This is a genomic window from bacterium (genome assembly GCA_008933615.1).
In the GTDB taxonomy this organism is placed as follows: Bacteria; CLD3; CLD3; order SB21; family SB21; genus SB21.
On record WBUR01000018.1, the window covers coordinates 48024 to 73158 of the forward strand.

At 45.1% G+C, this 25135-nt stretch carries 22 protein-coding genes and 1 tRNA gene; 14 read left to right on the top strand and 9 right to left on the bottom strand.

All coding sequences use genetic code 11. From position 1 onward, the window contains the following. Positions 1-60 precede the first annotated feature (60 nt). The 8 genes from F9K33_08370 to F9K33_08405 all read right to left on the bottom strand — a co-directional run bounded on the left by F9K33_08370 (position 61) and on the right by F9K33_08405 (position 6958). Complete coding sequence (locus tag F9K33_08370; GenBank protein KAB2879683.1) at positions 61-495, bottom strand: hypothetical protein; 435 nt, start codon at positions 493-495, stop codon at positions 61-63. Between the two features lie 40 nt (positions 496-535). Continuing rightward, positions 536-982, bottom strand: coding sequence for a DoxX family protein (locus F9K33_08375; GenBank protein ID KAB2879684.1), 447 nt, complete (start codon positions 980-982; stop codon positions 536-538). Between the two features lie 61 nt (positions 983-1043). Then, positions 1044-2324 (bottom strand): amidohydrolase family protein, encoded by a 1281-nt coding sequence (locus F9K33_08380; protein KAB2879685.1) that lies wholly within the window; start codon positions 2322-2324, stop codon positions 1044-1046. Positions 2325-2373: 49 nt separating this feature from the next. Then, positions 2374-2751 (bottom strand): sulfurtransferase, encoded by a 378-nt coding sequence (locus F9K33_08385; GenBank protein ID KAB2879686.1) that lies wholly within the window; start codon positions 2749-2751, stop codon positions 2374-2376. A gap of 71 nt (positions 2752-2822) precedes the next feature. Continuing rightward, the gene (rsgA, locus tag F9K33_08390) at positions 2823-3887 is read right to left on the bottom strand and encodes a ribosome small subunit-dependent GTPase A (GenBank protein ID KAB2879687.1); all 1065 of its coding nucleotides are present in this window, start codon (positions 3885-3887) and stop codon (positions 2823-2825) included. A gap of 289 nt (positions 3888-4176) precedes the next feature. After that, positions 4177-5826 (bottom strand): cyclic nucleotide-binding domain-containing protein, encoded by a 1650-nt coding sequence (locus F9K33_08395; GenBank protein ID KAB2879688.1) that lies wholly within the window; start codon positions 5824-5826, stop codon positions 4177-4179. 45 nt (positions 5827-5871) lie between these two features. Beyond that, on the bottom strand, positions 5872-6267 hold the full coding sequence (locus F9K33_08400; protein ID KAB2879689.1) for a DUF393 domain-containing protein: 396 nt from the start codon (positions 6265-6267) through the stop codon (positions 5872-5874). Positions 6268-6271: 4 nt separating this feature from the next. Next, entirely contained in the window at positions 6272-6958 is a 687-nt protein-coding gene (locus F9K33_08405; GenBank protein KAB2879690.1) for a hypothetical protein, read from the bottom strand. A 228-nt stretch (positions 6959-7186) separates the two neighbouring features. Between F9K33_08405 and thrS the strand changes: the two genes are divergently transcribed. The 12 genes from thrS to F9K33_08465 all read left to right on the top strand — a co-directional run bounded on the left by thrS (position 7187) and on the right by F9K33_08465 (position 19461). Continuing rightward, positions 7187-9124, top strand: a complete 1938-nt coding sequence (gene thrS / locus F9K33_08410) for a threonine--tRNA ligase (GenBank protein ID KAB2879691.1) — start codon at positions 7187-7189, stop codon at positions 9122-9124. Between the two features lie 54 nt (positions 9125-9178). After that, on the top strand, positions 9179-9670 hold the full coding sequence (locus tag F9K33_08415; GenBank protein ID KAB2879692.1) for a translation initiation factor IF-3: 492 nt from the start codon (positions 9179-9181) through the stop codon (positions 9668-9670). 62 nt (positions 9671-9732) lie between these two features. Then, positions 9733-9930 (top strand): 50S ribosomal protein L35, encoded by a 198-nt coding sequence (gene rpmI / locus F9K33_08420; GenBank protein ID KAB2879693.1) that lies wholly within the window; start codon positions 9733-9735, stop codon positions 9928-9930. Positions 9931-9969: 39 nt separating this feature from the next. Then, positions 9970-10320, top strand: coding sequence for a 50S ribosomal protein L20 (rplT, locus tag F9K33_08425; protein ID KAB2879694.1), 351 nt, complete (start codon positions 9970-9972; stop codon positions 10318-10320). Positions 10321-10452: 132 nt separating this feature from the next. Then, positions 10453-11463 (top strand): phenylalanine--tRNA ligase subunit alpha, encoded by a 1011-nt coding sequence (pheS, locus tag F9K33_08430; protein KAB2879695.1) that lies wholly within the window; start codon positions 10453-10455, stop codon positions 11461-11463. A 39-nt stretch (positions 11464-11502) separates the two neighbouring features. Then, positions 11503-11715, top strand: a complete 213-nt coding sequence (locus tag F9K33_08435; protein ID KAB2879696.1) for a hypothetical protein — start codon at positions 11503-11505, stop codon at positions 11713-11715. A 45-nt stretch (positions 11716-11760) separates the two neighbouring features. Continuing rightward, the gene (locus F9K33_08440) at positions 11761-12147 is read left to right on the top strand and encodes a RidA family protein (GenBank protein KAB2879697.1); all 387 of its coding nucleotides are present in this window, start codon (positions 11761-11763) and stop codon (positions 12145-12147) included. Positions 12148-12212: 65 nt separating this feature from the next. Continuing rightward, entirely contained in the window at positions 12213-13148 is a 936-nt protein-coding gene (locus tag F9K33_08445; GenBank protein KAB2879698.1) for a diacylglycerol kinase family lipid kinase, read from the top strand. A 9-nt stretch (positions 13149-13157) separates the two neighbouring features. Beyond that, on the top strand, positions 13158-14864 hold the full coding sequence (locus F9K33_08450; protein ID KAB2879699.1) for a hypothetical protein: 1707 nt from the start codon (positions 13158-13160) through the stop codon (positions 14862-14864). Between the two features lie 6 nt (positions 14865-14870). Further along, positions 14871-15977: a response regulator gene (locus F9K33_08455; protein ID KAB2879700.1), complete on the top strand. Its 1107-nt coding sequence runs from the start codon at positions 14871-14873 to the stop codon at positions 15975-15977. A 168-nt stretch (positions 15978-16145) separates the two neighbouring features. After that, positions 16146-18158 carry a hypothetical protein gene (locus F9K33_08460; GenBank protein ID KAB2879701.1) on the top strand — a complete coding sequence of 671 codons (2013 nt, stop codon included), beginning with the start codon at positions 16146-16148 and terminating at the stop codon, positions 18156-18158. Next, positions 18124-19461, top strand: coding sequence for a conjugal transfer protein TraF (locus tag F9K33_08465; protein KAB2879702.1), 1338 nt, complete (start codon positions 18124-18126; stop codon positions 19459-19461). Before F9K33_08460 ends, F9K33_08465 begins: the two co-directional genes overlap by 35 nt. Positions 19462-19773: 312 nt before the next feature. Here F9K33_08465 and F9K33_08470 read toward each other — a convergent pair whose 3' ends face one another. Beyond that, positions 19774-23220 (bottom strand): TonB-dependent receptor, encoded by a 3447-nt coding sequence (locus tag F9K33_08470; protein KAB2879703.1) that lies wholly within the window; start codon positions 23218-23220, stop codon positions 19774-19776. A 167-nt stretch (positions 23221-23387) separates the two neighbouring features. Here F9K33_08470 and F9K33_08475 point away from each other — a divergent pair. Then, positions 23388-23461 (top strand) — tRNA-Arg (locus tag F9K33_08475). A 34-nt stretch (positions 23462-23495) separates the two neighbouring features. Continuing rightward, positions 23496-24938: a proline--tRNA ligase gene (locus tag F9K33_08480; protein KAB2879704.1), complete on the top strand. Its 1443-nt coding sequence runs from the start codon at positions 23496-23498 to the stop codon at positions 24936-24938. The last annotated feature ends 197 nt before the right edge of the window (positions 24939-25135 follow it).

Sequence of the window (25135 nt, forward strand, 5' to 3'; positions counted from 1 at the left end):
TAACAATAATTTGTTGCATGTGCGGTGAGAATTGACCCGTTTGGTTCATTCTGTCCGGAGTTAAACCCGGTGATGATCGCCGCGCCAATTCTGGATTGATTTCTTAATATCATCTTGGCTCAAATTCTCGGCTGCCGCGCGTTTTGAGAGCTCAATAAATTCTTCGTCTTTGGCAAATCGCAGCCCTATAACCTGTTGTAGCGTGAGGCGGGGATCCATCAATTTTCCGGTTAATACAAAATGACGTAAATTCTCTTCAGCCCGAATCGCCCTATCCTGCGCGCGAAGAGCAAACAAACGTGCATAGAAATAAATGAATGTGAGGATGATGAACGTCAACACCATCATAGCGGCGTCTAATCTTCCATGGCCCCGGCTGTAAGCGTTTCCGAAATGTACGATGGAGCCTATTCCCAGGGCCAGCAGTAAAGCAAAAGCAACGAAATGAAAAAGAGGAACAATTCGCCGGTGATTGGCATAATTCTGCGTTTCCATGGTATCTCCTGGTTTATGAGAAGCAGCTTTTTAAGCTAAATTATATGCTGTTGACCTTTTTTTTATCAAGATAACTATCCACCGATAATGTTCCGGAGCCGTATATGGTTATCAGGCAAACCAAGAACAAGACCAGTGCAGAAAATTCCAAAGATTGATCTTTTGAAAAAAGGCCTTCTTTCAAGTGCACTAAAAAAACGGCTCCAAAAAGGATCGGCAGTTGTATCGCCGCGCCGATGCGTGTGATCATACCGATGGCCATGAGAAGTCCGCCGGCAATATGTCCCATAGCAACATAGTGAACGAGCAGGGTATTCCATGCGCTGTAATTGCCGGACTCCATTACCAGAGAAGCTACATAATCCGGCTGCCATAAAAAATAAATTCCTTTGACGAGTAAACCGATCCCCAAATATATTCGCATAAGGTCAAAACACCAATCACGATGTTTTTCAATCCAATCGATCATATCTTTCATTTTTTTCATTGATCCTCCTTTGCGAATAAGTTAATAGACAGGAAAGATTTATTAGGGCAGCGGCGCCCGGTCATTGTTTATATATTTTACCATCCTTCATAACGAAACTTACATTTTCAAGAACGGAAATGTTCTTTAACGGATCTTCTTTCACGGCGATAATATCCGCATATGCGCCGGGTGAAATTTCCCCGATCTTTCCCCAGGCGTCGAGCATCTCGGCGGCCATGCTGGTTGCGGATTTGATCGCCTGCATCGGCGACATACCCCATTTAACCATGTAGGAAAATTCCTTCGCCTGATTTTCAGTCCAGGGGAAACCGCCAACGTCCGTTCCGAAGACGATTTTTACGCCGGACTTTAATGCCTTATTGAAGACCGTGGGCAGGATTTCATTAAATTGTTTATTGATCGGACTACCTGCCGCCGCGCGTCCTTCCGCGACCCAGACATTTACATATATGGTAGGGCACCAGTATATGTTTTTCTCGATCATGAGCCGCATACACTCGTCATCCATCGCGAAGCCGTGTTCGATGGAATTGGCGCCGGCATTAATCGCATAAATGATTCCGTCCCGTGTTACCGCATGCGCGGCCAGTTTTTTTCTGGAAACCTTGGTTTCATCGCCGATGGCGGTGATCTCTTCGTTCGTGAAATTGGGTATACTGCGGAATGAGCCGTCGGGCAGGCGATAGTAACCGCGGTCGGCATAAATTTTGATCCAGTCAATGCCATAGGAAATCTGCTCACGAACCGCTTTTCGCGCTTCGTCAGCGCCGGTAATTTCCTGCACGCCCTTCGGCATGTGTAATTCCCAGGCATAGGTCTTATTGCTCAAGATATAGTGTCCGGTGGTGTTAATTGCGCGCCCCGAAACATACATGCGCGGCCCGTCTATTACGCCGTTGTTGATCGCCTTTTTTAGATCCACATCAGCATACATAGCTCCTTCGGTTTCGACGTCGCGCAGCGTGGTGAACCCGTTCATCAACGCGATTTTACATGCGAGCGAAGCGCGCAGGGTGCGATAGGGGATAGATTCCTTCAGTATTTGTTCCGCATAATCCTCTTCGGTAATGTCGCCTTGAAGCAAAACGTGTGTGTGTCCGTCGATAAGCCCCGGTAATACGGTATATCCGGACAGATCGATAATTTTAGCTCCTTTAGGAATGGAGAGATTCTGTCCGACCTGTTTTATTATATTTTCTTCAACAATGATCACGGCGTTTTCTGTAACCTGATCTTTTTTTCCGTCAATGAGTCTGCCGCATTTGATGGCAGTCGTGTTTTGCGCAAGTGCAGGAAAAGCGAGAACTAGACTGAAAAGAATATATTCAATGATTTTCATAACAAACTCCCATAATTAGTGAAAATGAAAAAAAACGATTCTTCCTGAATTATTTTCCTTTTTCAATATCTACATTCATTTCTTTAAAAGCGCCCCAGCCTCCTGCAACTGAAAACACGTTGGTATAACCCATTTTCTGGAGGTTATCGGCGACCAGCACTGATCGGAAACCGCCGCCGCAATACAAATACAGCGGCTGCGCCATGTCGGGATGTTTTTTTTCGATATCGCGTTCAATAATCCCTTTCCCCAAATGTTCCGAACCTTTAACATGTCCGGCGGCATACTCACTTTCTTCCCGAACATCGATCAGTGCAACCTGCGGATCGGTTTCCATCGCAGAAAGCGTTTCTTCCGTGCTGACTTCTTTGATATGTTGTTTGGAATCGTGTATCAGTTTCAGAAATGCAGGGGAGTGGTGTTTCATTGCCGGTTCCTTCAGATGGTTTCATATGAAATAAAAACAGAGCGGGACGGCTGTCCCGCTCCTTGCCGCCGTTATTTTTTTTTGTAACTGTGCTTATGCGCCGAGGTAATTTTCTTCCAGCGTATTTTTTCTGCCCGCGCGGCATTCGCATCCTGACGTAATTCAAGATATCGGATTTCTTTCTGCATCTTTAAATAATTATTGAACCGCGCCTGATCCAGAACGCCATCGTTCAAAGCCGTTTGAACGGCGCATCCGGGCTCGGTCTGATGCCGGCAATCCCTGAAGCGGCATTCGCGCGCCAAGGATTCGATATCGTCAAAGGCGCTGCTCAGACTCTCTTCACCGCTCCATAACTGCAACTCACGCATGCCCGGCGTATCGATCAGTAATCCACCGCCGGGTAAGATGAATAGCTCCCGCCGGCTGGTCGTATGTTTTCCCGTATGCGTGATATGGCGAACTTCCTGAACTTGTTGAATTTCGCTTCCAAGCAGTTTATTGATGATCGTCGATTTTCCTACGCCTGAAGAACCGAGCAATGCCGCCGTTTTCCCATGGCCGATACTCGAAGGAATCGTATCCATACCTTCGTGCAGCATCGCAGACAACACATGAACCGGAATACCCGGAGCGATAGATTTTACTTCCGTTAATTTTGCATCGACGTCGGAACAAATATCCGCCTTGTTAAGCAAAATAACGGGCTCAGCGCCGCTTTCCCGAGCCATGATGATATAACGCTCGATCCGCCGTATGTTAAAGTCTTCGTCTAATCCTGAGACGACAAAAGCGATATCAATATTTGCGGCAACGATTTGTTCTTCCGTTGTCTCGCCGGCAACTTTTCGCGAAAACTTGGTTTGTCGCGGCAAGACGGCATGGATCGATGCGTAGCTGTCATCGGGAATGGCATGAATAACAACCCAATCGCCGACGGCCGGAAAATCTTCGCGCCGTTCCGCGTCAAATCTGAATTTGCCTGTCACTTCGCCCGTCAGCTGGCCAATTTCAGTATATATCTCATAACGTTCTTTATGTTCAACCAATACCCGCCCAACCGAAAAGTTCTCGGAATGAAACGACTGAAAATGTTTTTCAAAAAAAGAGTTCCACCCTAAGGATTTTAAATTCACCGGTGTATCCTCCGCTATAAATTTGTGTGTTTTTCAGTTACGGAAGATGCTGTATTGAATGGATAAAGGACAAGAAAAGCTGGTTTCATTACGATGTCCAATTGTATGCTGATCTCAGCATACGCAGTAGGAATGCGTGAAATGAGAATTTGCCTCAAACCCTATTTCGTATCAATTACCCGTAACTGAGTAAATTATTTGGGTACGGACATTTACGGCAAGCATAGATACTCCTTTGTTGGTTTCGAGTAGGTTACTTAAGCGGGTGAATTAAAGCAATTAATAAATACTAATTTGTGTACGTGAATAAAAAGTACAGCAAAAGAACATAAATTCCCGTCATCGAGGCCGCGTCCAGATTGTTCACGGATTTTTCCTGTTCGAGGTACTGATGCAGGGTGTGAAATAACGGGAATAACAGCAACATCAGAAGACAGGTCGTGATATTGATCGGAATAGAATATATTGCATTGCCCGTAACAAGGCCGCTGATGCCGATAAGAAGAAGGGCAAATGGAAGCAGAAGAAACATGACCTGAGTAAGTCCGCCGAATACATTGCTCAGCGCGATTCCGAGTTCGCCCCGCCTATGCGCTTTGTATACGATGATGTATTCGCTGATACCTGCGAAAAGTGCAAGCAGTGCGGCCGTCGGAACAGTTGGTAAACCAATGCTATTGAGAGCGGTCTCTGCAAAACCTCCGATACTGTCGCCGCCGCAGTACGCTCCGAAGACGCCGAGAAGGAACATTGTGGCAATGCCATTCCAGCTTGTGTCATGTCCAAGATTTTCAGGATCGGGAGGAAAGGATTCTGCGTCATCTTTACCTTCGCCGTAATAGCGAACCAGCATCAGCACATAATAACCGTAAATAACAAAGAGAATAATTCCGATCAGGATAAGATCAAATCCTACAAATGTCGTCCGTGACATCTCCACGCGCATAACCAGCATCACAATACCGATGATCAACGTGATCGCGCTGCCGGCGATAAGCAGTTCGCCTCCGGCCCTCGTGAGTGAGCGGGGCATGGTATAACAACCGTCGTGATCTTTCGGCAGGAAGAAAGAATAAATTGAATAGGCGAGCGCATTGTTAAAGATCGTTATGATCGTGGTAACATAGGCCGCCAATGGATCGATAAGAATGAGAAATGCAATCACGACAAATTCCGGCAGCGTACTCAGCATCGAGCCGACGGTACCTGAAATAAATCCGTCCCATTTATATCTCGCGCCTATTCGCTCGACGCCGATAATGAAACCTTCGCATGAACCCTGCAGAATGAACATACCGCAGATCAGTTGAAAAACGGCAAATTCTATTTCATATGCTTTGACTGAAATCACCGGGAAAAGGTCGTTATACAATACCATGGCCCACATGATCATACCGATGCCCATGAAGCGCTGCCACATGGTGATACCGCGGTACTGGGCCTCGAGCGCGCGCATGGCTGTCGACAACCAGACATTCTTTTTGGGTAAGGTGACCGCAATGCCCTTGAGCCGTTGTACCATAAGTTCCTCAAGAGCGCGTTTGAGTTCCGGCGACTCCGCTACGGCAACATCAAATGAATCCTTATTTATTTTCCACACGATCATATCGGTTTCAGCGGTAACGGTCGCCGTTCTTTTGTCGCCGGTCAGAAGCGCAATCTCGCCGACTACGCTGCCGGCGCCTACATGCCATGCGTCAGTGGAATCTGTTCGATGCACGCGCGCCAGCCCCTGTTCGATAAAATACAGCGCGTCGCCCAAATCGCCTTGGCTCATGAGAACGGTTCCGGCAGCGTACGGTAATTGTTCCACAAACGGTACCAGCGAAAGAATTTCTTCGGCAGGCAGTGCGCGAAGAATTTCAATTCGGCTCAGTCTTTTAAGCACTTCAGATTTCGGATGTTTTTGCAATGCCTGGGCTGGGTCTGTTTTACTCATGTGCGGTTTTGCTTGTTTGATAAACAAAATTCCAACGTTGTAATTTTAATTCAAAAATAAAGCCCGCTCCTCCGGACTGGGCATTCGGCACGATGCCTTCTTTCCGAATATTTTATAGCGGTTATTCGCTACAATGTCATAAAAAAAATCGCGAAGGAACCTAGGAAGGATGTAGAACACCGTTGTTAACTTCCAGATTCCGCCAATTTTAATCATAATATGCAGAATAGCATCCGATTTATAATACAGGGCTCCGCAGTCTTTGCATACGATCGTTTCCGGGTTATTCGTTAAAGAGCCGGGCAATTCGCGTAAAGCCGTTTCGCCCTGCAGCGGCGCAAAAAGAAAAATTCTGTTTTTATCATGCCGTATAAGAAAATCTACAGCGCGATTGCATAACCCACACACGCCGTCAAAAAAAATGATTGGTTTTTGAGCCATACGCCTATTGTTGGGAATTCAAAAACGTCTTGCCGAATTGGTGTATCAGTTTCGGAAAATGATCCCTAACCATGAGCAGCGACGGCTGCAGAATGTTGCCAACTAAGGTTTTGTCGTGAACGTCAAACGCCTCTTGGCGCGTTCTTGTCAGCATACGATTAACAGGATAGATAAGATTATTTAGGTCAATATAAGTTTCAAGAAATCGAGTTACAAGAAATTTATTAATGAGATCATCTAACCCGTCGAGCTTGTGATCAAAATGTTTTTCCAGTATATGAACTATGTCTTTTACCCGAATTGCGCCGATTGATTCATAAAATCGCCGCGCAAGATCTGATGATTGTGTCAACAGTAAGTGATCCAATAGTATCTCGACCAGAACATGAGCCAAAAAAAAAGGCCGTATGTTCAGTTTTTCAGAAATTTCCTTCTTCAGAATATTGCGAGTGCCGTCGTAGGAGTTTTTGAAAAAATCAGAACGATGAAAAAACGTATCCATTTCCAGGTGGTTGAGAATTCCCTGCCACAGTTCGCTATGGTTCGCATGAATTTGAGATGCATGAAAGCGTAACGTTCGATCGTACACGCTCAGTATATCCGGCAAAACGACGCCGAAATGAAATTCAGCCGAAGCGGGGGTATCTACGGGCTGTTGAGTGTTAAAATAGTAATGAGTAAGGTAGTTCATTTACTAAAATCCGGGGTTCTTGCTTAAAGAAGATACATATATGTCGACAGGATAAAAAGGCCATTTTATATTTGACTTTTGATTGCAAATCCTGTATAATGGCCTCGCTTGAACCCACGTTCGGGCTAAATAAATTAAAATGTTCGCCTTAAGCGGACTACCTTGATTAACCCAAGGCTATCTACTGGTTCTTGGGTCACAAATAATTCAGGTGAAGGAATAGAGAGTTTGGCACAAATTAATATCACCTTTCCCGACAAATCGGTAAGACAGTTCGACGCAGGTATTACGCCGCAAGGTATCGCTGCGTCCATCAGCCGCGGCTTAGCGGAAAAGTGCGTTGCCGCGGAGATCAACGGCAAAACGGTTGATCTGAGCTATCCGATCCAGCAGGATGCATCCGTTAAATTATTGACCACAGATACGCCCGAAGGCATGCAGATTTTCTGGCATTCTTCGACGCACGTGATGGCGCAGGCAGTAAAACGCCTTTGGCCCAAAGCGAAGCTGGAAGACGGACCTCCGACGGAAGCGGGATTTTTCTACGATATTTTATTTCCGGAACCGATCAGTCAGGACGACTTTCCGAAGATCGAAGCGGAAATGGCGAATATCGTGAAGGAAAAATTTTCAACTTCACGAAAAGAACTTTCACAAACAGAAGCAATTTCATTTTTCAAATCCATCGGTGAAGACTTTAAGATTCCGATTATAGAAAATGTTCCTTCAGGCGATACGATCAGCACCTACACGCAGGGCGAGTTTACCGATCTGTGCCGCGGCCCGCATATCCCGAATGTAGGGATGGTCAAAGCATTCAAGATCATGTCCGTGGCGGGCGCATTTTACAAAGGCGATGAAAATAATATTCAGCTTCAGCGTTTGCGCGCCATTAGTTTCCCGAATAAAAAGCAGTTAGATGAATACCTGCACATGCTCGAGGAGGCTAAGAAAAGGGATCATCGCAAACTCGGCCAGGAACTTGAATTATTTTATCTTTCGCCTAAAGTTGGCGGAGGCTTGCCGCTTTGGCTTCCCAACGGAACCACTTTACGTGAGACGCTGGTTGACTTTCTGAGAGATGAACAAAAAAAACAAGGCTATCTGCCGGTTGTGACGCCTCATATCGGAAATATTGAATTGTATAAAACCTCCGGACACTATCCGTATTATAAGGATTCACAATTTGCGCCGATCACGATGGGAGACGGCGAACAATTTCTTCTCAAGCCGATGAACTGTCCCCATCATATTCAGATTTACGCATCCAAACCGCGGAGTTATCGCGATCTTCCGATTCGTCTGGCGGAATTTGGCACCGTGTATCGGTATGAGCAATCGGGTGAATTGAACGGCTTAACCCGCGTACGCGGATTTACCGTGGACGATTCCCACTTATTTGTTCGTCCGGACCAGGTCAAAGAAGAAATGTGCCGCGTCATATCGCTGATTCAGTATGTGTTTAAAACGCTCGGATTCAAAGACTTCAGAACGCGTCTTTCTTTCCGTGATGATAGTAATGAAAAATACGGCGGCGAGATTGCACTTTGGGAGATCGCGCAGAAAGATATTCAGGAAGCGGCGGACGAAATGAAATTAGATTATTTTGTCGGCATTGGCGAAGCCGCTTTCTACGGCCCTAAAATAGATTTCATGATCAAAGACGTGCTTGGCAGAACCTGGCAATTGGGCACCGTTCAATTGGACTATGTATTGCCTGAGCGGTTCAAAATAGAATACACCGGAGCGGATGGCCAGAAACATCGTCCCATCATGATTCACCGCGCGCCGTTCGGTTCGCTGGAGCGATTCATCGGAATTTTGATCGAACAGTTTGCCGGCAATTTCCCGGTTTGGCTGGCACCCGTGCAGGCCATTCTGCTGCCCATTTCCGACCATCACGCGGCTTATGCGCAAGAAACGAAAGAAAAACTAATCCTTGCCGGAGTACGAGCCGATATCGACACGCGCAATGAGAAGATCGGTTATAAAATTCGCGAATCGGAATTAAAAAAGATTCCGTATATTCTTGTGGTCGGCGACAAAGAATTACAAAGCCGGTCGGTATCCGTTCGTCGCCACGGCAAAGGCGACCTGGGCTCGCAGGCAACAGGTGAATTTTTGGACAAAATTTCGAATGAAATCAAAAATAAAGTTATGGAATAATAGTGATCATTCTAAAAAAGGAGAACCGCCATCAGTAAAGAAGATAAAATCAGAATGAACGAACATATCCGTGTGGCGAAAGTCCGCCTTATCGGATCGACGGGTGAACAAATCGGCGTGGTCGACACCGTCGAAGCGCTTCGTAAGGCGCGCGAAGAAAATCTGGATCTGCTGGAGATTGTGCCCAATGCGGAACCGCCGGTTTGTAAGATCATTGATTACGGCAAGTACCGCTACGAGATCCAGAAACGGGAAAAAGACGCCCGGAAAAAACATACCCATCAGGGGGAAGTAAAAGAACTTCGGTTTCGCCCGGCAACGGATGACCATGACTACCAGTTTAAAATGAAACACGCTTTTAATTTTCTAAAAGACGGCTATAAGGTCAAATTGGTTATCGTCTACAAAGGGCGTGAAATTACGAATAAAGAATTTGGTATCGAGTTAGCCGAGCGCATGGTAAAGGACCTCGACGAGGTTGGTAAACTGGACGACCAGATGAAATTTGAAGGACGCAATATGGTGATGGTATTTGTTAAGAAATAGCATCACGAAGGAAAAACATTCCCTAATCAAAATCGAAATTAAACCAAAAAGGAGAATATACAATGCCAAAAATGAAAACGAACAGCGGCGCAAAAAAACGATTTCAGTTGACCGGTAAAGGAAAATTGATGCGGAAAAAAGCAACCGCGCGCCATCTTTTAAGCAGTAAATCCAATCGCCGTAAAAGCGATCTGGGCGGAAAACATCTTGTGGACGATACCGACGTCAACCGCGTGTTGACCATGCTGGGTAAGAAGTAAGCGACTTAAGAAATTATAATCATTTAATAGGAGAAAACCATGCCACGTTCAACCAATAACCCGGCATCCAAAGCTCGCCGCAAGAAGATATTTAATCAGGCGAAGGGCAATTTTGGTAAAAGAAAGAATGTACTGCGTACCGCCATTGAAACGGTCGAAAAAGGAATGACCTATGCGACGCGCGATCGCAAGCTGAAAAAGCGTAATTTCCGTTCTCTGTGGATCGTCCGCATCAATGCGGCTGTTCGTGAACACGGAATGAGCTACTCAAAATTTATCAGCTCTCTGAAGAAACATAACATTGACATCAACCGCAAAGTTTTGGCCGATCTGGCGATGAACGATGCAGCGGCATTCAACAAACTGATCGAAACGGCAAAACAAGCGTAGGTGATCGGTTGTTGATTTTCTAGTTGAAAACTGCTGATTTTGATACGGGCATTTAGCGATTTCCATGTTGCTAAATGCTCTTTTTTTTGTATATTTAGTTCGTTTATTTACGGAGGTTTTTACATATAAGTCATGATTGAATTAGAAAAAATTAAAGAGCAATTTCTCTCCGAAGTTGACGGAAAGAAGCTCGGCCGGTCGGATTGGGAGAAGATTCATACCAAATATATTGGCCGAAAGGGTTTGATTACGGAGGCGACGATTCAATTGAAAGACCTTCCGAAAGAACAAAAACCACAGTTCGGGAAAGTATTAAATGAAGTCAAGAGTTTTGTTGAAAAAAAATTAGGAGAAATCAAGGAGGAACTGCTTAAATCGGAAGATGCGCTTCAGGATCATTTTGATTTTACTCTGCCGGAGCGGAAACAATTTATCGGCCATACTCATCCTCTGACGCAGATACTGGATGAGATCAAATCCATATTTGACAGCATGGGTTTTACCGTTGCGGACGGACCGGAAGTTGAACTTGACTATTACAATTTTGAAGCGGTGAATATTCCGAAAGATCATCCCGCGCGGGATATGCAGGATACTTTTTTTTTCAGCGATAACGTCGTGTTAAGAACGCATACGACGCCCGTGCAGGCGCGCATGATGGAAAAACAGAAGCCGCCGATCCGCATTATATGTCCTGGCAGAGTATACCGTAAAGACACGCCGGATGCGACGCATTTGCCTGTGTTTAATCAGGTTGAAGGGTTGGTGGTCGATGAAAACGTCACGTTCGCTGATCTAAAAGGAACGATTGGCACATTCGTTCATCGAATGTTTGGTAAAGAAATCGGCACGCGTTTTAGGCCGTCATTTTTTTCATTTACGGAACCCAGCGCTGAGGTTGATATCAGTTGTATTTTCTGTAAGGGTAAAGGTTGCCGTGTATGCAAAAATTCAGGCTGGATCGAGATCATGGGATCCGGCATGGTCAATCCGAAATTATATGAATATGCAGGATATGAAAAAGGCCGTTACAGCGGGTATGCGTTCGGTATGGGCGTTGAGCGCATTGCGATGTTAGCTTATGATGTCAACGATCTGCGGCTGTTCCTGGAAAATGATATTCGTTTTTTGCGGCAATTCTAAAGTGTCGAAAAAAACATAAAAGTTAAGAAAGGTTAAATAATGTTTGGTGTATTGAGGTTTTTGCTTTTAGGTATTTTGTTTTATGCCGTATTTAAAGCGGTGCGATTTATTTTTCAAATGACGAATGCAAATCGGCATCGTCGACAAGGCGGTTTTCAGAATCAAAAACACAGCGATCCCTCGAAAGAGGTTAAGAACGCGTCGTTCAAATCGGAAGACGTTCAGGATGCGAATTTCAAGGACATAAAATAATGTCCCATCCGGATATGCACGCAAAATAAACACATAGGAATTATCATGATAAGAGATATTGTCAAAACAAGTAACGCACCGGCGCCGATCGGGCCTTATAATCAGGCTATTATTGCTTCCGGCAAAATGATATTCACATCGGGACAAATATGCATCGACCCTAAGACCAATCAGGTTATGGCATTGGATATCAAAGGACAGACGCGCCTTGTGCTGGAGAATATTAAGGCGATATTAACGGCCGGAGGTTCGAGCATGAAAAATGTAATCAAGACATCAGTGTTTTTGAAAAATATGTCGGATTTCACTGCAATGAATGAAGTCTACGCTGAATATTTATCTGAAAATGCACCAGCGCGCTCAACCGTTGAAGTTGCACGACTGCCGAAAGACGTACTGGTAGAAATTGACTGTATTGCTCTGGTCGATTAGCTTATCTGTAATTTGTATGGACGCATAATGCTATGCGGTTCTCACTAACATTACTATAAAAAAGTATGAATCGTAAGTGGTTTGTCGTGATTAACCCGGCCTCAAACAGGGGATCGGGGGCGAAATCTGAACCGGAGATCCGTCATTGGTTAGACAGGCAAAAGATTGACCATGATGTTTTGGTTACCACCCAATCCAGCGAGGCTTTGCCGTACGTAATTGAAAAAACGTATAGTCACGACGTCATCATTGCCGCCGGCGGCGATGGAACCGTTCACGAGGTCATCAATGGGATGATGCAGGCGCGCGTTAAAAACGGAAAAAACGATAACATGGCTGCTCTGGGCGTTCTGCCTATAGGCTCCGGCAATGATTTTGTCAAAATGATTAATATTCCCGTACATCTCCAAAAAGCGTTCAATATCCTGGAACAAAAAAAGATCATGCCCGTGGACGTAGGGCAGATAAGTGTCGATGGAAATCATACACGTTTTTTTAATAACAATATTGGGGTTGGTTTTGACGCTTATGTGAATTATGAGAGCATCAAAATAAAACATCTTCGCGGAGTTGCTATATATTTAACTGCGGTGCTCAAATCGTTATTCAAATATAAGCCGCCTTTTATGCGGGTTGATATCGGCGGCGAAAAATTCAGCCGCAACATTTTGATGTTAACTATCGGTAACGGGAAATGCTCCGGCGGCGGATTCTATATCACCCCGAACGCTAAAATAGACGACGGGTTCTTTGACGTATGCGCAATAGATGCGATGGGCAAAGGGCGTATGCTTTCGAGCTTGGTGAAAGTAATGAAAGGGGCGCATCTGAATGTGGCCGGCGTCATGCTTCGGCGCGCGACGGAGGTTGAGATCCATTCTGACGAGGCGCTTCCTATTCATGCTGACGGCGAAGTAGTCACGCTGGATGCGCATGAAATCAAGCTCAAGATCATACCTTCAGCTTTGCAGGTCATTCACGGTAATCACATGGCATTATAATTTTTAGATATGGCAGATAACGAGAAAAAAACGGCGGACTCCTCCGAAGATAAATCCGAGGCGTATTATCAGGATGAGGTTCAGATCGTCGAATATGAATTGACAACCAAGAAAGCGTCGCGTCGTCAGCGGCATGTCGTTGAAGATTTTTCAATGGACGGGCTTTTTCTTGATACCATGTCTTTGATCGAGGACGTCAACAAAGAGACGACGTTCAAGAAACAGAAAAAATCTTTCGAACAGGAACGTGAACGTCTTTTGGAAGAAGCCGGCTCCAATCCACAGACTCAACTCGAAGTCATTCAGGCCTACTCGGTTAATTTCATGCGTAATGTTTCGGACGAATTGACCGGTCTGGCTCATGAGATCGAAAATCAAAAACTAGTCGTAGGCCGGAATCAGGAAGTGGCCAATCAGTGCTACAATGTTCGCGAATGTCCTGATCATGCGTGTATTGCCTATCAGGCGGTGAATCCGCGATGCTGGTTTGTTGCCGGCGAAAACTGCGGATGCCGTACGCATTTGGGAATCCCTTCCTGTTATGAGTGCCAGGTTTTTCAAATGGCTACGAAAGATCCGGTGACGCGCATCCGCGAAACGGTATTTTATGTGCTCGGATTAGTGCGAAACCGCACGGAAAAGCTGCGTGCTTTTGAACGCGACGTAAAGGAATTGAAAGACCGGTTGCATCAAACGCAGGTCATCCATAAGCAGGAACATATCTCGGTCATGGATGAAGCCTTATTCGAAAAGCAAGTTCTGGGCGAACTGGTTAACATCACCAAAAAGACCGGGCAAGAGGATTCGGAACCAAACAGGGAAATTTTTGATCAGCATAAAATATTGACGGAACAGCTTGGCGCGGCGTATTTGCAATTGCAGTCTTTGACTTCGGAATTGGAACGGAGCAATAAAGAGCTTGAAGAAAAAATCGCCGACCGGACGGAGGAATTGAGAAAAAGCAACGTTGCCTTGCGAGAAGCTGTAAAGAAAGCGCAGGAGGCCGACAGTTTAAAATCCGAATTTATCGCCAATGTGAGTCATGAATTGCGAACGCCGCTTAATTCCATTATAGGTTTTTCAAAAGTGCTGATGAGCGGTATTGACGGCGACATTACGGATACCCAGCGCGTGGACCTTTCGGCAATTTATAACAGCGGGCGGCATTTGTTGGAAATCATCAACAGCATACTTGAACTGTCCAAGATAGAAGCCGGAAAAATGGAACTTCATAGTACGACTTTTGATTTAGTGCCGATCGTTCATGAAATCGTGACCGCGAGCCAGACTCTTGTCATGGGTAAGAAGATTAAGATCGAAAGTAAGATTGAAGGAACCATTCCTGTTATCGAAGCTGATGTCACTAAAATACGGCAAATTATTTTTAATCTTATTTCCAATGCTGCAAAATTTACCGAAGAAGGATTTATCACCGTTCGACTACGCGCCGACAAAAGCCGCGTTGCTGTCAGCGTGATCGACACAGGAATTGGAATTGATAAAGATCATATTGACGCCGTTTTTGAAAGATTTCGTCAAGTGGACGGTTCTACGACCCGGAAAGCCGGCGGAACGGGTCTCGGCTTAAGTATTGCGAAAAAATTCGTCGAAATGCATGGCGGAGAAATGCGTGTGGATAGTAAACTCGGTAAAGGTTCAGTTTTCACCATGATACTTCCCCTTAAGCAGAAATCATCTGAACCAAAAAAAGAATAAAGGAACTTGACTACGCCAAAAAAAGCAACAAAAATACTTTACGTTGAGGATAATGAGATGAATCGCCTGCTGGTGCGGCGATTGCTCGAACCGCGCGGGTATCAGCTCTTTGAGGCCAACGACGGCATCAGCGGCGTGAAATTGGCAGAGGAAATCGAACCTGATTTGATTTTGATGGATATCAATTTGCCTTTGCTGGACGGCCATGCCGCAACGACGCGTATCAAAAGTATTGACAGGCTGGCCGGCATTCCTATCATTGCGCTTACGTCCAACGTTATGGAAGGTGACCGACAGCGATCACTTGTAGCCGGCTGCGACGGGTACATTAAGAAACCGCTTGACGTTGATGAATTCCCGGGGCAGATCGAAGGTTATTTGCGCGGAAATCGTGAAAAAGTAGAAGAAAATGATGAGCAGGTTTTTTATAAAGAATACAGCGCCAAGCTCGTACTTAAGTTACAAAAACACATTGAGGAACTCGAAGAAAAAAACCAAAAGATCGAACAGCAGTCCAAGGAAATGCGCGAGGCCTATCTGGGTATCATTTTGTCATTTGTACGGGCTGTGGAAGAAAAACATTCTTATACGGCCGGCCATTCCGCGCGCGTGCGGTCTTTTTGTTTGAAAATAGGCGAGAAGTTGCAGCTCGATTTACACCAGATGGAGAATCTCGGGCAAGGGGCATTGCTGCATGATATTGGAAAACTGGTGGTCGAAATTTCCAGTTTAAAAAATGTTACCGGACTCTCTGATCAGGAATGGGAGGAAATGAAGAAACATCCGGAGATCGGATACAAAATTCTCAAACCAATTAAATTTTTGTCAGGTATTGTGAATATGGTACATCAGCATCATGAACGCTGGGACGGAAAAGGTTATCCACAAGGTTTGAAAGGAGACCAAATTGATTTTCTGGCCAGCATTGTTGCGGTGGCAGACAGCTACGATGCGATGACTTCTCAGCGCGGTTACAACAAAGTCTTAACCGTCGAAGAAGTTATTGATGAGTTCCGAAAATGCTCCGGCACAAAATATAACCCCGTTGTCGTTGATGGATTAATAGCGGTATTGGCTGATATACGACAACGTGATTCCAGCAGGGTCCATTAACCCTCAAAACAAAGTTCTTGCCTTGCCCCCGCCTTTTAGATAAATTGGAGTTACTTGCAACAACAACATTCCAACAAAGTAAGACATAATATCATTATCCGGAGGATTCATTTGTTTCGATCGAAATGCGCCTTAGTATTGATTTTTGGTTTCTTAGTGGGTTGTGAAATGCCTAAGATGCCCACGGTGAATGCAAAGTTGACTATTCCGCTGACCAATGAGCATTACGATATATATCGCCTGAAAAAGGATTTGGAGAATAAGAAAGATTCACTAAAACTCGCCATCGTGAGCGATTCCGTGTTATTAACCATTAACCATGATGAACATGTTCAGATCGGCGACAATCTGGACACCGATCCTACCGTAGATTCAACGGACGGTTTGATCAGTAACGACCTGAAACTAAGAGATTCAACCACCACCACATTTTCTCTGGGAGTATTGGGCCCAGCGTCAATAGATGCGTTGGCTAATACCAACGTGATTATTCCTGCCTTTAGTTTTCCGCAAAGATCTAAGACGGTAACGTTCGCCAAATTCACAGGGGCGACCATTCTCAACGGGTCAACGATAAAGACAACGGTCACGAATAATACACAAGTTGGTTTTGACACTCTGATGATTGTTATTATCGGCCAGAATAGCGCACGTATTGACAGTTTTATGTCCGTAGTAACTTCATTGGGCGACACCGATACAAGAGTTAAAACATTTACTTCGACGACGGTCGTAACGACGCCTTTTACAGTTCGGGTTTACGGCCATTCGACAGGCTCCGGCAGCAGTGTTCTCGTTGATACCAGCCGATCTGTTTCAATCAAAATGGTCGTAGATATTACCGGCTCAAGTATTACAGGGCGATTCCCATCTCAGGTCATCACGCGAGCCGATTCATTTAAGACGTCATCGAATTCTGTGATAGATAGCGGATACATAAGTTCCGGGAAATTAACTTTGAATTTTACTAAGACCATTCCTGTTAATGCCACCGTTTTGTTCACTTCCGAAGACTTCGACTCAGCCGGTCAATCGCTCACTCGTTCAATTCGCGTGACCAATAGCACCGCGCCGGTCATTCTTTTGTTGAATAAATGGAGAGTTGTGCCGAAAGACGCTGCAATTGGAAACCAATACCTGGATTATGACTATACTTACACGACCGACTCGATATCCGCTACCGGCACTCCGCAAACGATGGCGAACGGGCAAGGAATCAAAGTACGAGCAACTCTCGACACAATGAAGTTCTCAAGGCTAAGGGCGACGCTCGCGCAGGAGCAGGTTGATCTCGACAGATCTGCCCAATCCATTGACATCAAGCATCTTGATAGTGTCCAGATCAAACGAGCTTTCTTTGAAATTATTACGGATCACCGGATTTCGTTTCCCATGTCATTGGATGTAACTATCACAGGAAAACGTCTGCCAAACATCACCAAGACAGCCCATATTGTTGCGGATATTCCACCCTACTCAACCGGAGTCTCCCAACAGGACACGATTCGCACAACGAATTATGACGAAGTTGCGGACTTATTAAGCATTTTGCCCGACTCAATTATTGTGACGGGTATGGTTTTCGTAGGCGATGACATAACCTCCGGCGTGGTAAACAGGGAGGATTTCATCAATGCGCAGATCAACTTGCGCGCGCCGCTGGTATTTAAATTATTCGGAGATTCAGCAAGTAATTTAGTGAAGACGGATCCTTCAAAGATCGACATAAGCGAAAACCAGAAACAAAAGCTTTACGATCGGCTAAAAAGCATATCTATCAGAGGGAAGATCCGTAATCATTTTCCCGTTCCTATTTCCGTACAGTTTTTTATTGACAGCAGTAAAACGGATCCGCCAACTGAAATTCGTTTCTACGATTCCACTTCTGCGGTTAAATTTACCTATCCTTATGCGCCTCTTCTGATTAATAAGGGTGTAACGAATGCCGGAGGCATTGTCACATCAGCTGAGGAACTGGAGATAAATTATGAGCTCAATCAGTCGGAGTATCAAAGAATATTTGATAGCAGGATTGACAGCGTGAAAGCCTCCATCTACAGAGGATTGAAAGTTAAGCTACTAAACACCGGCGGTTTTGTACAAGTCTCGTCCGATGATTTTATCGACGTGAAAACGGATTTGGAATTTGAATTCTTTATCGATGAAGATATTAATGATTAGAAAAAACATTTTTCGCACACTCGTTCTATTTTTTATTTCATCATCCGCCATATTGTCACGGGCTTATGCCGGCGGCGGGGGAGAATCCGATGCGCGCGCCGTAGGTATGGGCCGCGCCAATACCGCCGTTGCAGAAAATACGGAAGCCTATTTGTGGAATCCGGCCAACCTCGGACTTACTTCCAAAAACCAAGATCAAATGATGCTGCAGATTTTTGCAACCGGATTTCGAGTTGGCAATAATGTTCTAAGCGGCCCCAATTACAACAAATATAACGGAAGATCATTCAGCGAAAAAGATAAAAAAGATTTTCTAGACCTGTTTGGCAGCGCCCATTCTCTAAGGGCTAACGGAGATGCTGAAGTAAGACTTCTTGGGTTTCAATATCGGAATTATTCGTTAAACGTCAAACTTAACGGTACGGGTTATTCCAAAATTCCCAGAGGAATTTTTGATCTGGCTTTAAGCAACTACGATGTAGGGACGAAATCATTGAATCAAAAAGGCAATGGCGGCGGCGAAGCCTATTTAGATGTGAGTATGTCGGCAGGATATCCTATCAAAAATATATTTCCGGATGTTGTGAAGGAAATGGCCGCGGGTATGACGCTAAAGTATATCAAGGGATTTGGCCAATTCACCATTTCGGATATGCATGGCATTATTGAAAAAAGCGATTCGATCATTACCCGGGGAAGTTATTTTACGAGACAGTCGGAAGGCGGCAGCGGATTTGGTATCGATCTCGGTACTGTGGCAAAGATCAACCGGCACTGGACTGTCGGAATCAGCGTGATGAACGTCTTCAGCCAGGTGAATTGGACAAAGAATGATTCCATTCGTAAAGGATCATTTTCAATTCGCGCCAACGATGTTTTTGACATCGATTTCAGAGACAATAAGAAAGACAGTTTATCATCTCAATATAACTCGGATAAAAATGATACATCGTATCATATCGGCTCGTACACGAGAAAATTACCGATGATTTTACGTGTCGGCGCCGCGTATCAGTACAATAAAAAATTGCTTCTGACCGGCGACCTTGAACATTTTCTGAATGATGCTGGCGGTTCCACCGTTCCCAGAATGGCCGTTGGCGCGGAGTATCGGACGTCGGACTTTGTTTTACTGCGTGGAGGATTGTCGCTTGGCGGCGATAATCGCGGCTTTAATGTTTCCACGGGCGCGGGATTTTTGTGGGGTAAGACTACGATCGACATTGCTACCAATAACTTCGAAGGCCTCATTACGCTCAGGCGATTTTCGTTTGCATTAAATGTAAAGACGATCCTGCGTTAACACTATAAAGAACATCCCAAATAAAAAGCTTCTTGTTTCTATAATACCTCATTGTGTATAGCGGAAGAATTATAATTCCGCCACACCATTGATCCTTTATCTCACCGCCATCGTCGTATGTACACAGATCCAATAACTCAAATGGAAACCTTGAAACAGCATCCTGCAATGGATTAGCTCTACGGTATCGTAACTTATCCCAACTTTAAACCATACTGAATTGTCATAAAAAATATATAGTTTTAGTCGGCCTATAACAAAAAAGCCGTCCCGAATATTCGGGACGGCTTTTTGATTAGATAAGATTATCTGCTAGAACGTATATCGCACGCCCAGCTGCATCTGCCAGCGTGAGCCTACATTAGATCTTGCATATCGTCCTTTGACTAGATTCGGATCTTTAGCGAATGAGAATACGGGTTGCTGATCTGATGCCCGGACGCCTCTAAAACGAATCTGGGACAGAGACTGGTTGTTGACAAACAGCGATTCGCCCCACTCTTTATTCAGGAGATTCATTAAATTGAAAACATCCATCGTCAATTCGAATTTACCGTATCGATCTGTGACCGGAATTTCCTGGGATAATTTGAAATCGACTCGATTGACCCAAGGCGAGGTGCTTGCGTTTCTTCCAATGATTTTGCCTCGAGCTTTATCCAACGCAGGATCATCACTGATCCAGTCGTCCAGATCTACCCACAACTGTTGTGGCGTGCGTGTATCGGAGGCGCTGGTACCAACTAAGACGATATCATTAATATCTCGTGGGACATAAATCAAATCATTCGACGAAGCGCCGTCGGCATTCACATCGCCGTTATACACCGTTGAGTAAGGTTGTCCCGATCGGCCAGAATAGAAGAACGAAACAGTTGTTTTCCAATTCTTCACGAACTCAAGGCTCTGCGAAATAGAAGCGATGATTGCATGGCGCTGTTCATAGTTCGAAGTAGCAGTTATATCTTTGTTGTTAGGATCGCCTTTAGTAGGATTAAACTGCCAATTTGAAAATGCGATACTGCTCGTCGCGCTGGTCACGTCCGTCGAACGTCCAAGAGTATAGGCAACCGCCGCATATAAGCCTTTGTCGTATTTACCGGCAAAACCGGAGGCAAAGGTCTTCTGCAATTGGACTGTAAAGTTATACTGATAGCCATTCTTCGAATTGGTAAGATACATTACGTTGCCGTATGTTTTCGTGAAAGACAACGTATCTTGACGTGTGGGTCTGATTGTTGGCGAGCCCATACCTGCACTCGGAACAGCCGTCGTGCTGATTGTGCCAAAACGGGGACGACTGTCATTTGGAGAATAAGACTGTGCTCCGACAAGACTGATGTCTTGGAACATCGCATCGTAAATCGGATCAGATGCAATCAATTCAAGTGTACCGATCAGCCCACCGGGGAGTTCATGATCGATGGCAAGATTTAATCGCGCAACCTGGGGGTACTTGAAGTTCTTGTCCATTAAGTTGATTGTTGAGCTAAAGCCTTGTCCTTGGCCCGGTCTGTTTTCGATCGGTTGGGTAAGCGGATCGGGATTAAAGGTCAGAGGACGTGCTGCAGTACTGTTAAAAGAAACAGTTCCGAAATCGGCACCGGTGTTGGAATACTGATTGGAGATCCACACATAGGGGCTTCGTCCTGAGAAAATACCGAGTCCGCCGCGTACTTGAGTTGCATTGTTATCAAACACATCCCAATTGAATCCCATACGAGGCGAGAAAAGGAGGTTGCCGCTTGCAACTTCATCTGTGGTTTTGTGGCCATAGGTTGCAAGATCCGATGCCAAGGCAAATGTATCATTGGCCGATGGCTTGTCGCTAATGATAGGCACGTCAATACGTAATCCCAATGTTAGCTTAAGATTAGGTAGGATCGACCATGCATCCTGTGCATAAAATCCTAATTGGGATACGCTAAATTTAGCTAATGGATCGGCTCCGGTTGAACGTTGAAAAGTCTCCGGATCCAGCGGATACGTAAGGAAATAGGCATTGATCATGTTTGTATCGCCGTTGGCTGAACGGATAAATTGGGTTAAACCGTTATATTGATAGCGGCCATTATATTGGGGCAGGAATGAATTCTTGAATGAAAAAAATTCATTGTGCGTACCGACTGTGAAAGTGTGATCACCCATGAAATACGTTACATTATCCGTGAGTTCTAAAATACTTTGTTTCAGAAGGTTATTCTGAGAGAACTGTTCAGTACCAACGACCATTTGCGACCCGCCATTATTAATGATCACGTTCGGAAAACGCATATTACCCGGATCATTTCGGTGGTCATCGATGTTTGAATAACCAATGGTTAATTCATTGTAAAGTGATTTTGCAAGAGTGCTGTTAAGCTGCATAACCGTCGAATTCGTAATGTTCTTGAATATATAACCTGCATCGCCAAATCGGAAGCCCGTGCTGCTGCTGCTGGTGCTCTGACCGGTAACACGTCGCAGAATCTCCTGATCTGCTTTGACATAATTATGGCGTACGGTTAAGCGGTGTTTATCATTGATATTATAATCCAACCTTACGAAAGCCTTGTTGCTCGTGATAGGTACATCTCGCATATTAAATCCGCCCGGGTCATAACCATATTTTGTTTTTAGAAAATCCCTGAGCGCTTGTGCTGTATCAGCAGGAATGGCGATGAAATCCGTTGCATTACTGTCGCCCGTGATTCCATAATCCGTGGGATCCGTACGACGCGTAATTTCACCATTAACGAAGAAAAATAACTTGTCTTTCATGATCGGACCGCCGACACGAAAACCCGCGGTTTTTTCGCTGAAATCGGTGATCTTGACGTCGTTAAGTTTGTTTCTTACGAGATCCTGGCTTTTATAGAAATAATATCCTGAAGCCTCAATGTTATTGGTTCCGGATCGCGTGATCGCATTGATCCCAGCGCCTGTAAATCCGCCCTGACGAACGTCATAAGGCGCAATAACGACCTGAAATTCCTGGATAGCGTCCAAGCTGATAGGGGAAGTACTCGCTTGTCCGCCGGGAGTTCCACTAGCTGCCAAACCAAAAAGGTCATTATTGACTGCACCGTCAATCTGGATATTATTAAATCTGTTATTGCGGCCCGCAGCGCTATTGCCTGCGAATTGGGGAGTCAACCGTGTAAAATCGCCGAAATCACGGCTCAGAGTCGGCATGGTCTGAATTTCCAGATTGGAAACGGTTTTAGCCGCACCGGTTCTGGATTCACTAATGATCGGGTTTCTCTCGGAAACAACTACGATGGCTTCGCCTTCGATCGTTTCTTCTACCACTTTGAAATCAACGCGGCGATTTTCGCCCAGAGCCAGCGTGATGTCTTCACGTCGGTCTTCTTTATAACCAATATAGGTTACAAAGATCGTGTAAGGTCCGCCGACGCGCATAGCGGGTATATTATAGCGGCCGTCTGCACGGGTTGCCGCGCCGAATCTTGATCCGGAAGGCACGTGGAGCGCAATGACGTTAGCGCCGTACACGGGCTGTCCGTTATTATCAGTAACGAGACCATTAACTGCAGCAGTAGTCACGCCTTGGGCGGAAACCGTCTGTGCGGAAAATAGACAAGCAAACACCAGAATCCCTGCGCAAAGCCAGAGAATAGGTTTGCTCATGAGCAAAGAGGGTAAATTCTTTGACATTCTGAGTTCTCCTTCTAAATTAGAGTGAATGTTAGAGTGACAGATAAGATAGTTAGTTAATGCTTGCATGCTAAAAAGAAATCTGAAAGGTTTTTGACGCATAAGTGAATCAGGTTAATTTATGCGTGAAGTGTTGGGGAAATATTATCGAATTGTTAAGAATTCTGCAAGCTATTTTTATAAAAGTTTTACTAATAAATTTATTGGTCTTTCCCGGTTTACAGCTTGAAATTCTTCGAAAGAATCATTACTTTTGCAGCCATGTTTTTGCGCCCGTAGCTCAATTGGATAGAGTGTTGGCCTCCGGAGCCAAAGGTTGTGGGTTCGACCCCCGCCGGGCGCACTAATTAAAATTCGAAACAAATCGGAGTCTCTTCATGGCAGAAAAAATCACGAAACGGTCACAGGATTATTCACAATGGTATGTCGATATTATCATGCAAGCGCAGCTTGCCGATTATGCGCCCGTTAAGGGCTGTATGATCATTCGCCCCAACGGGTATGCGGTATGGGAACATATCCAGCAGGCGCTTGACGGTATGTTCAAAGAAACCGGTCATGTGAATGCCTATTTTCCATTGTTCATTCCGGAGAGTTTCATGAACAAGGAAAAGGAACATGTCGAAGGGTTTTCTCCGGAATGCGCTGTCGTTACGCACGGTGGCGGAAAAAAGCTGGAGGAGAATCTTTACATACGCCCCACGTCGGAAACGATCATCTGGAGCATGTATCAGAAATGGATTCAATCGTACCGCGATCTGCCTATTCTGATCAATCAGTGGGCCAACGTGGTACGATGGGAAATGCGTACAAGGCTGTTCCTGCGGACAACCGAATTTCTATGGCAGGAGGGCCATACCGCGCACGCAACTTATGACGAAGCGGAAGCCGAGGCCGTACTGATACTAAATTTATACAAGACATTTGCAGAAGAATATATGGCGTTGCCGGTCATTCACGGTAAGAAAACCGATGCTGAAAAATTTGCGGGGGCGTTGCATACCTACTGCATCGAAGCGATGATGCAGGACAAAAAAGCGCTTCAGGCGGGGACTTCGCACAATCTCGGCCAAAATTTCGCCAAAGCGTTCGATGTGACATTCCAGGATGAAAAAACACAGCTTCAGCATGTATGGGCAACAAGTTGGGGAGTGAGCACGCGGCTTGTGGGCGCGCTGATCATGGCGCACAGCGACGATAACGGCTTGGTTCTGCCCCCGAAATTAGCGCCTACGCAGGTTGTTATTATACCCATTTTCAAAGACGATGAAGAAAAAGCCAAGACCGTCGAAGCGGCGCAAAATATAAAAAGCATTCTCAAGCCGTTGGGCGTTCGTATCCACATCGACGACAGAGATCAGTATCGTCCGGGATGGAAATTTAACGAATGGGAAGTCAAAGGCATTCCGATCAGAATGGAACTCGGACCAAAAGATCTTGCGGCCGGGCAAGTTATCTGCGCCAGACGAGACAAAATCGAAAAGTCGGATAAAGTCACGATTAAAACAGATGAACTGGCAGCGAAAATTCCGGTGCTACTCGACGGGATTCAGAAAAACCTTTTTGACAGGGCAAAAAAATTCCGTGATGATAATACCTTCTTTGTTTCGGATTATCCTCAATTGAAAAAACTGATGGAAGAAGATGCCGGTTTTGCAAAATGTTTTTGGGCAGGAAGCAGAGAGGATGAAGCAAAGATCAAAGAAGAAACGAAAGCCACTATTCGCTGTATTCCGATGGATCAAACCGGTGAAAAAGGGAAATGTCTGTTCACCGGAAAAGAGACGGATGTACAGGTTATTTTTTCTAAAGCATATTGACATTAAACAATGTGCTTATCGGGTTTACTCACATACGTCATGGTGAGCCCTTCGGCAGGGCTCAGGACAGGCTTGTCGAACCATGACAAAGTATGGTAAAATCAGCCTTCGACTTCGCTGGTATGTAAAGAGTCAAGAGTTTTGATAAGTTTTAATTCATAAAGTTTGTTCTTTGACAACACACTAATAACAAGATC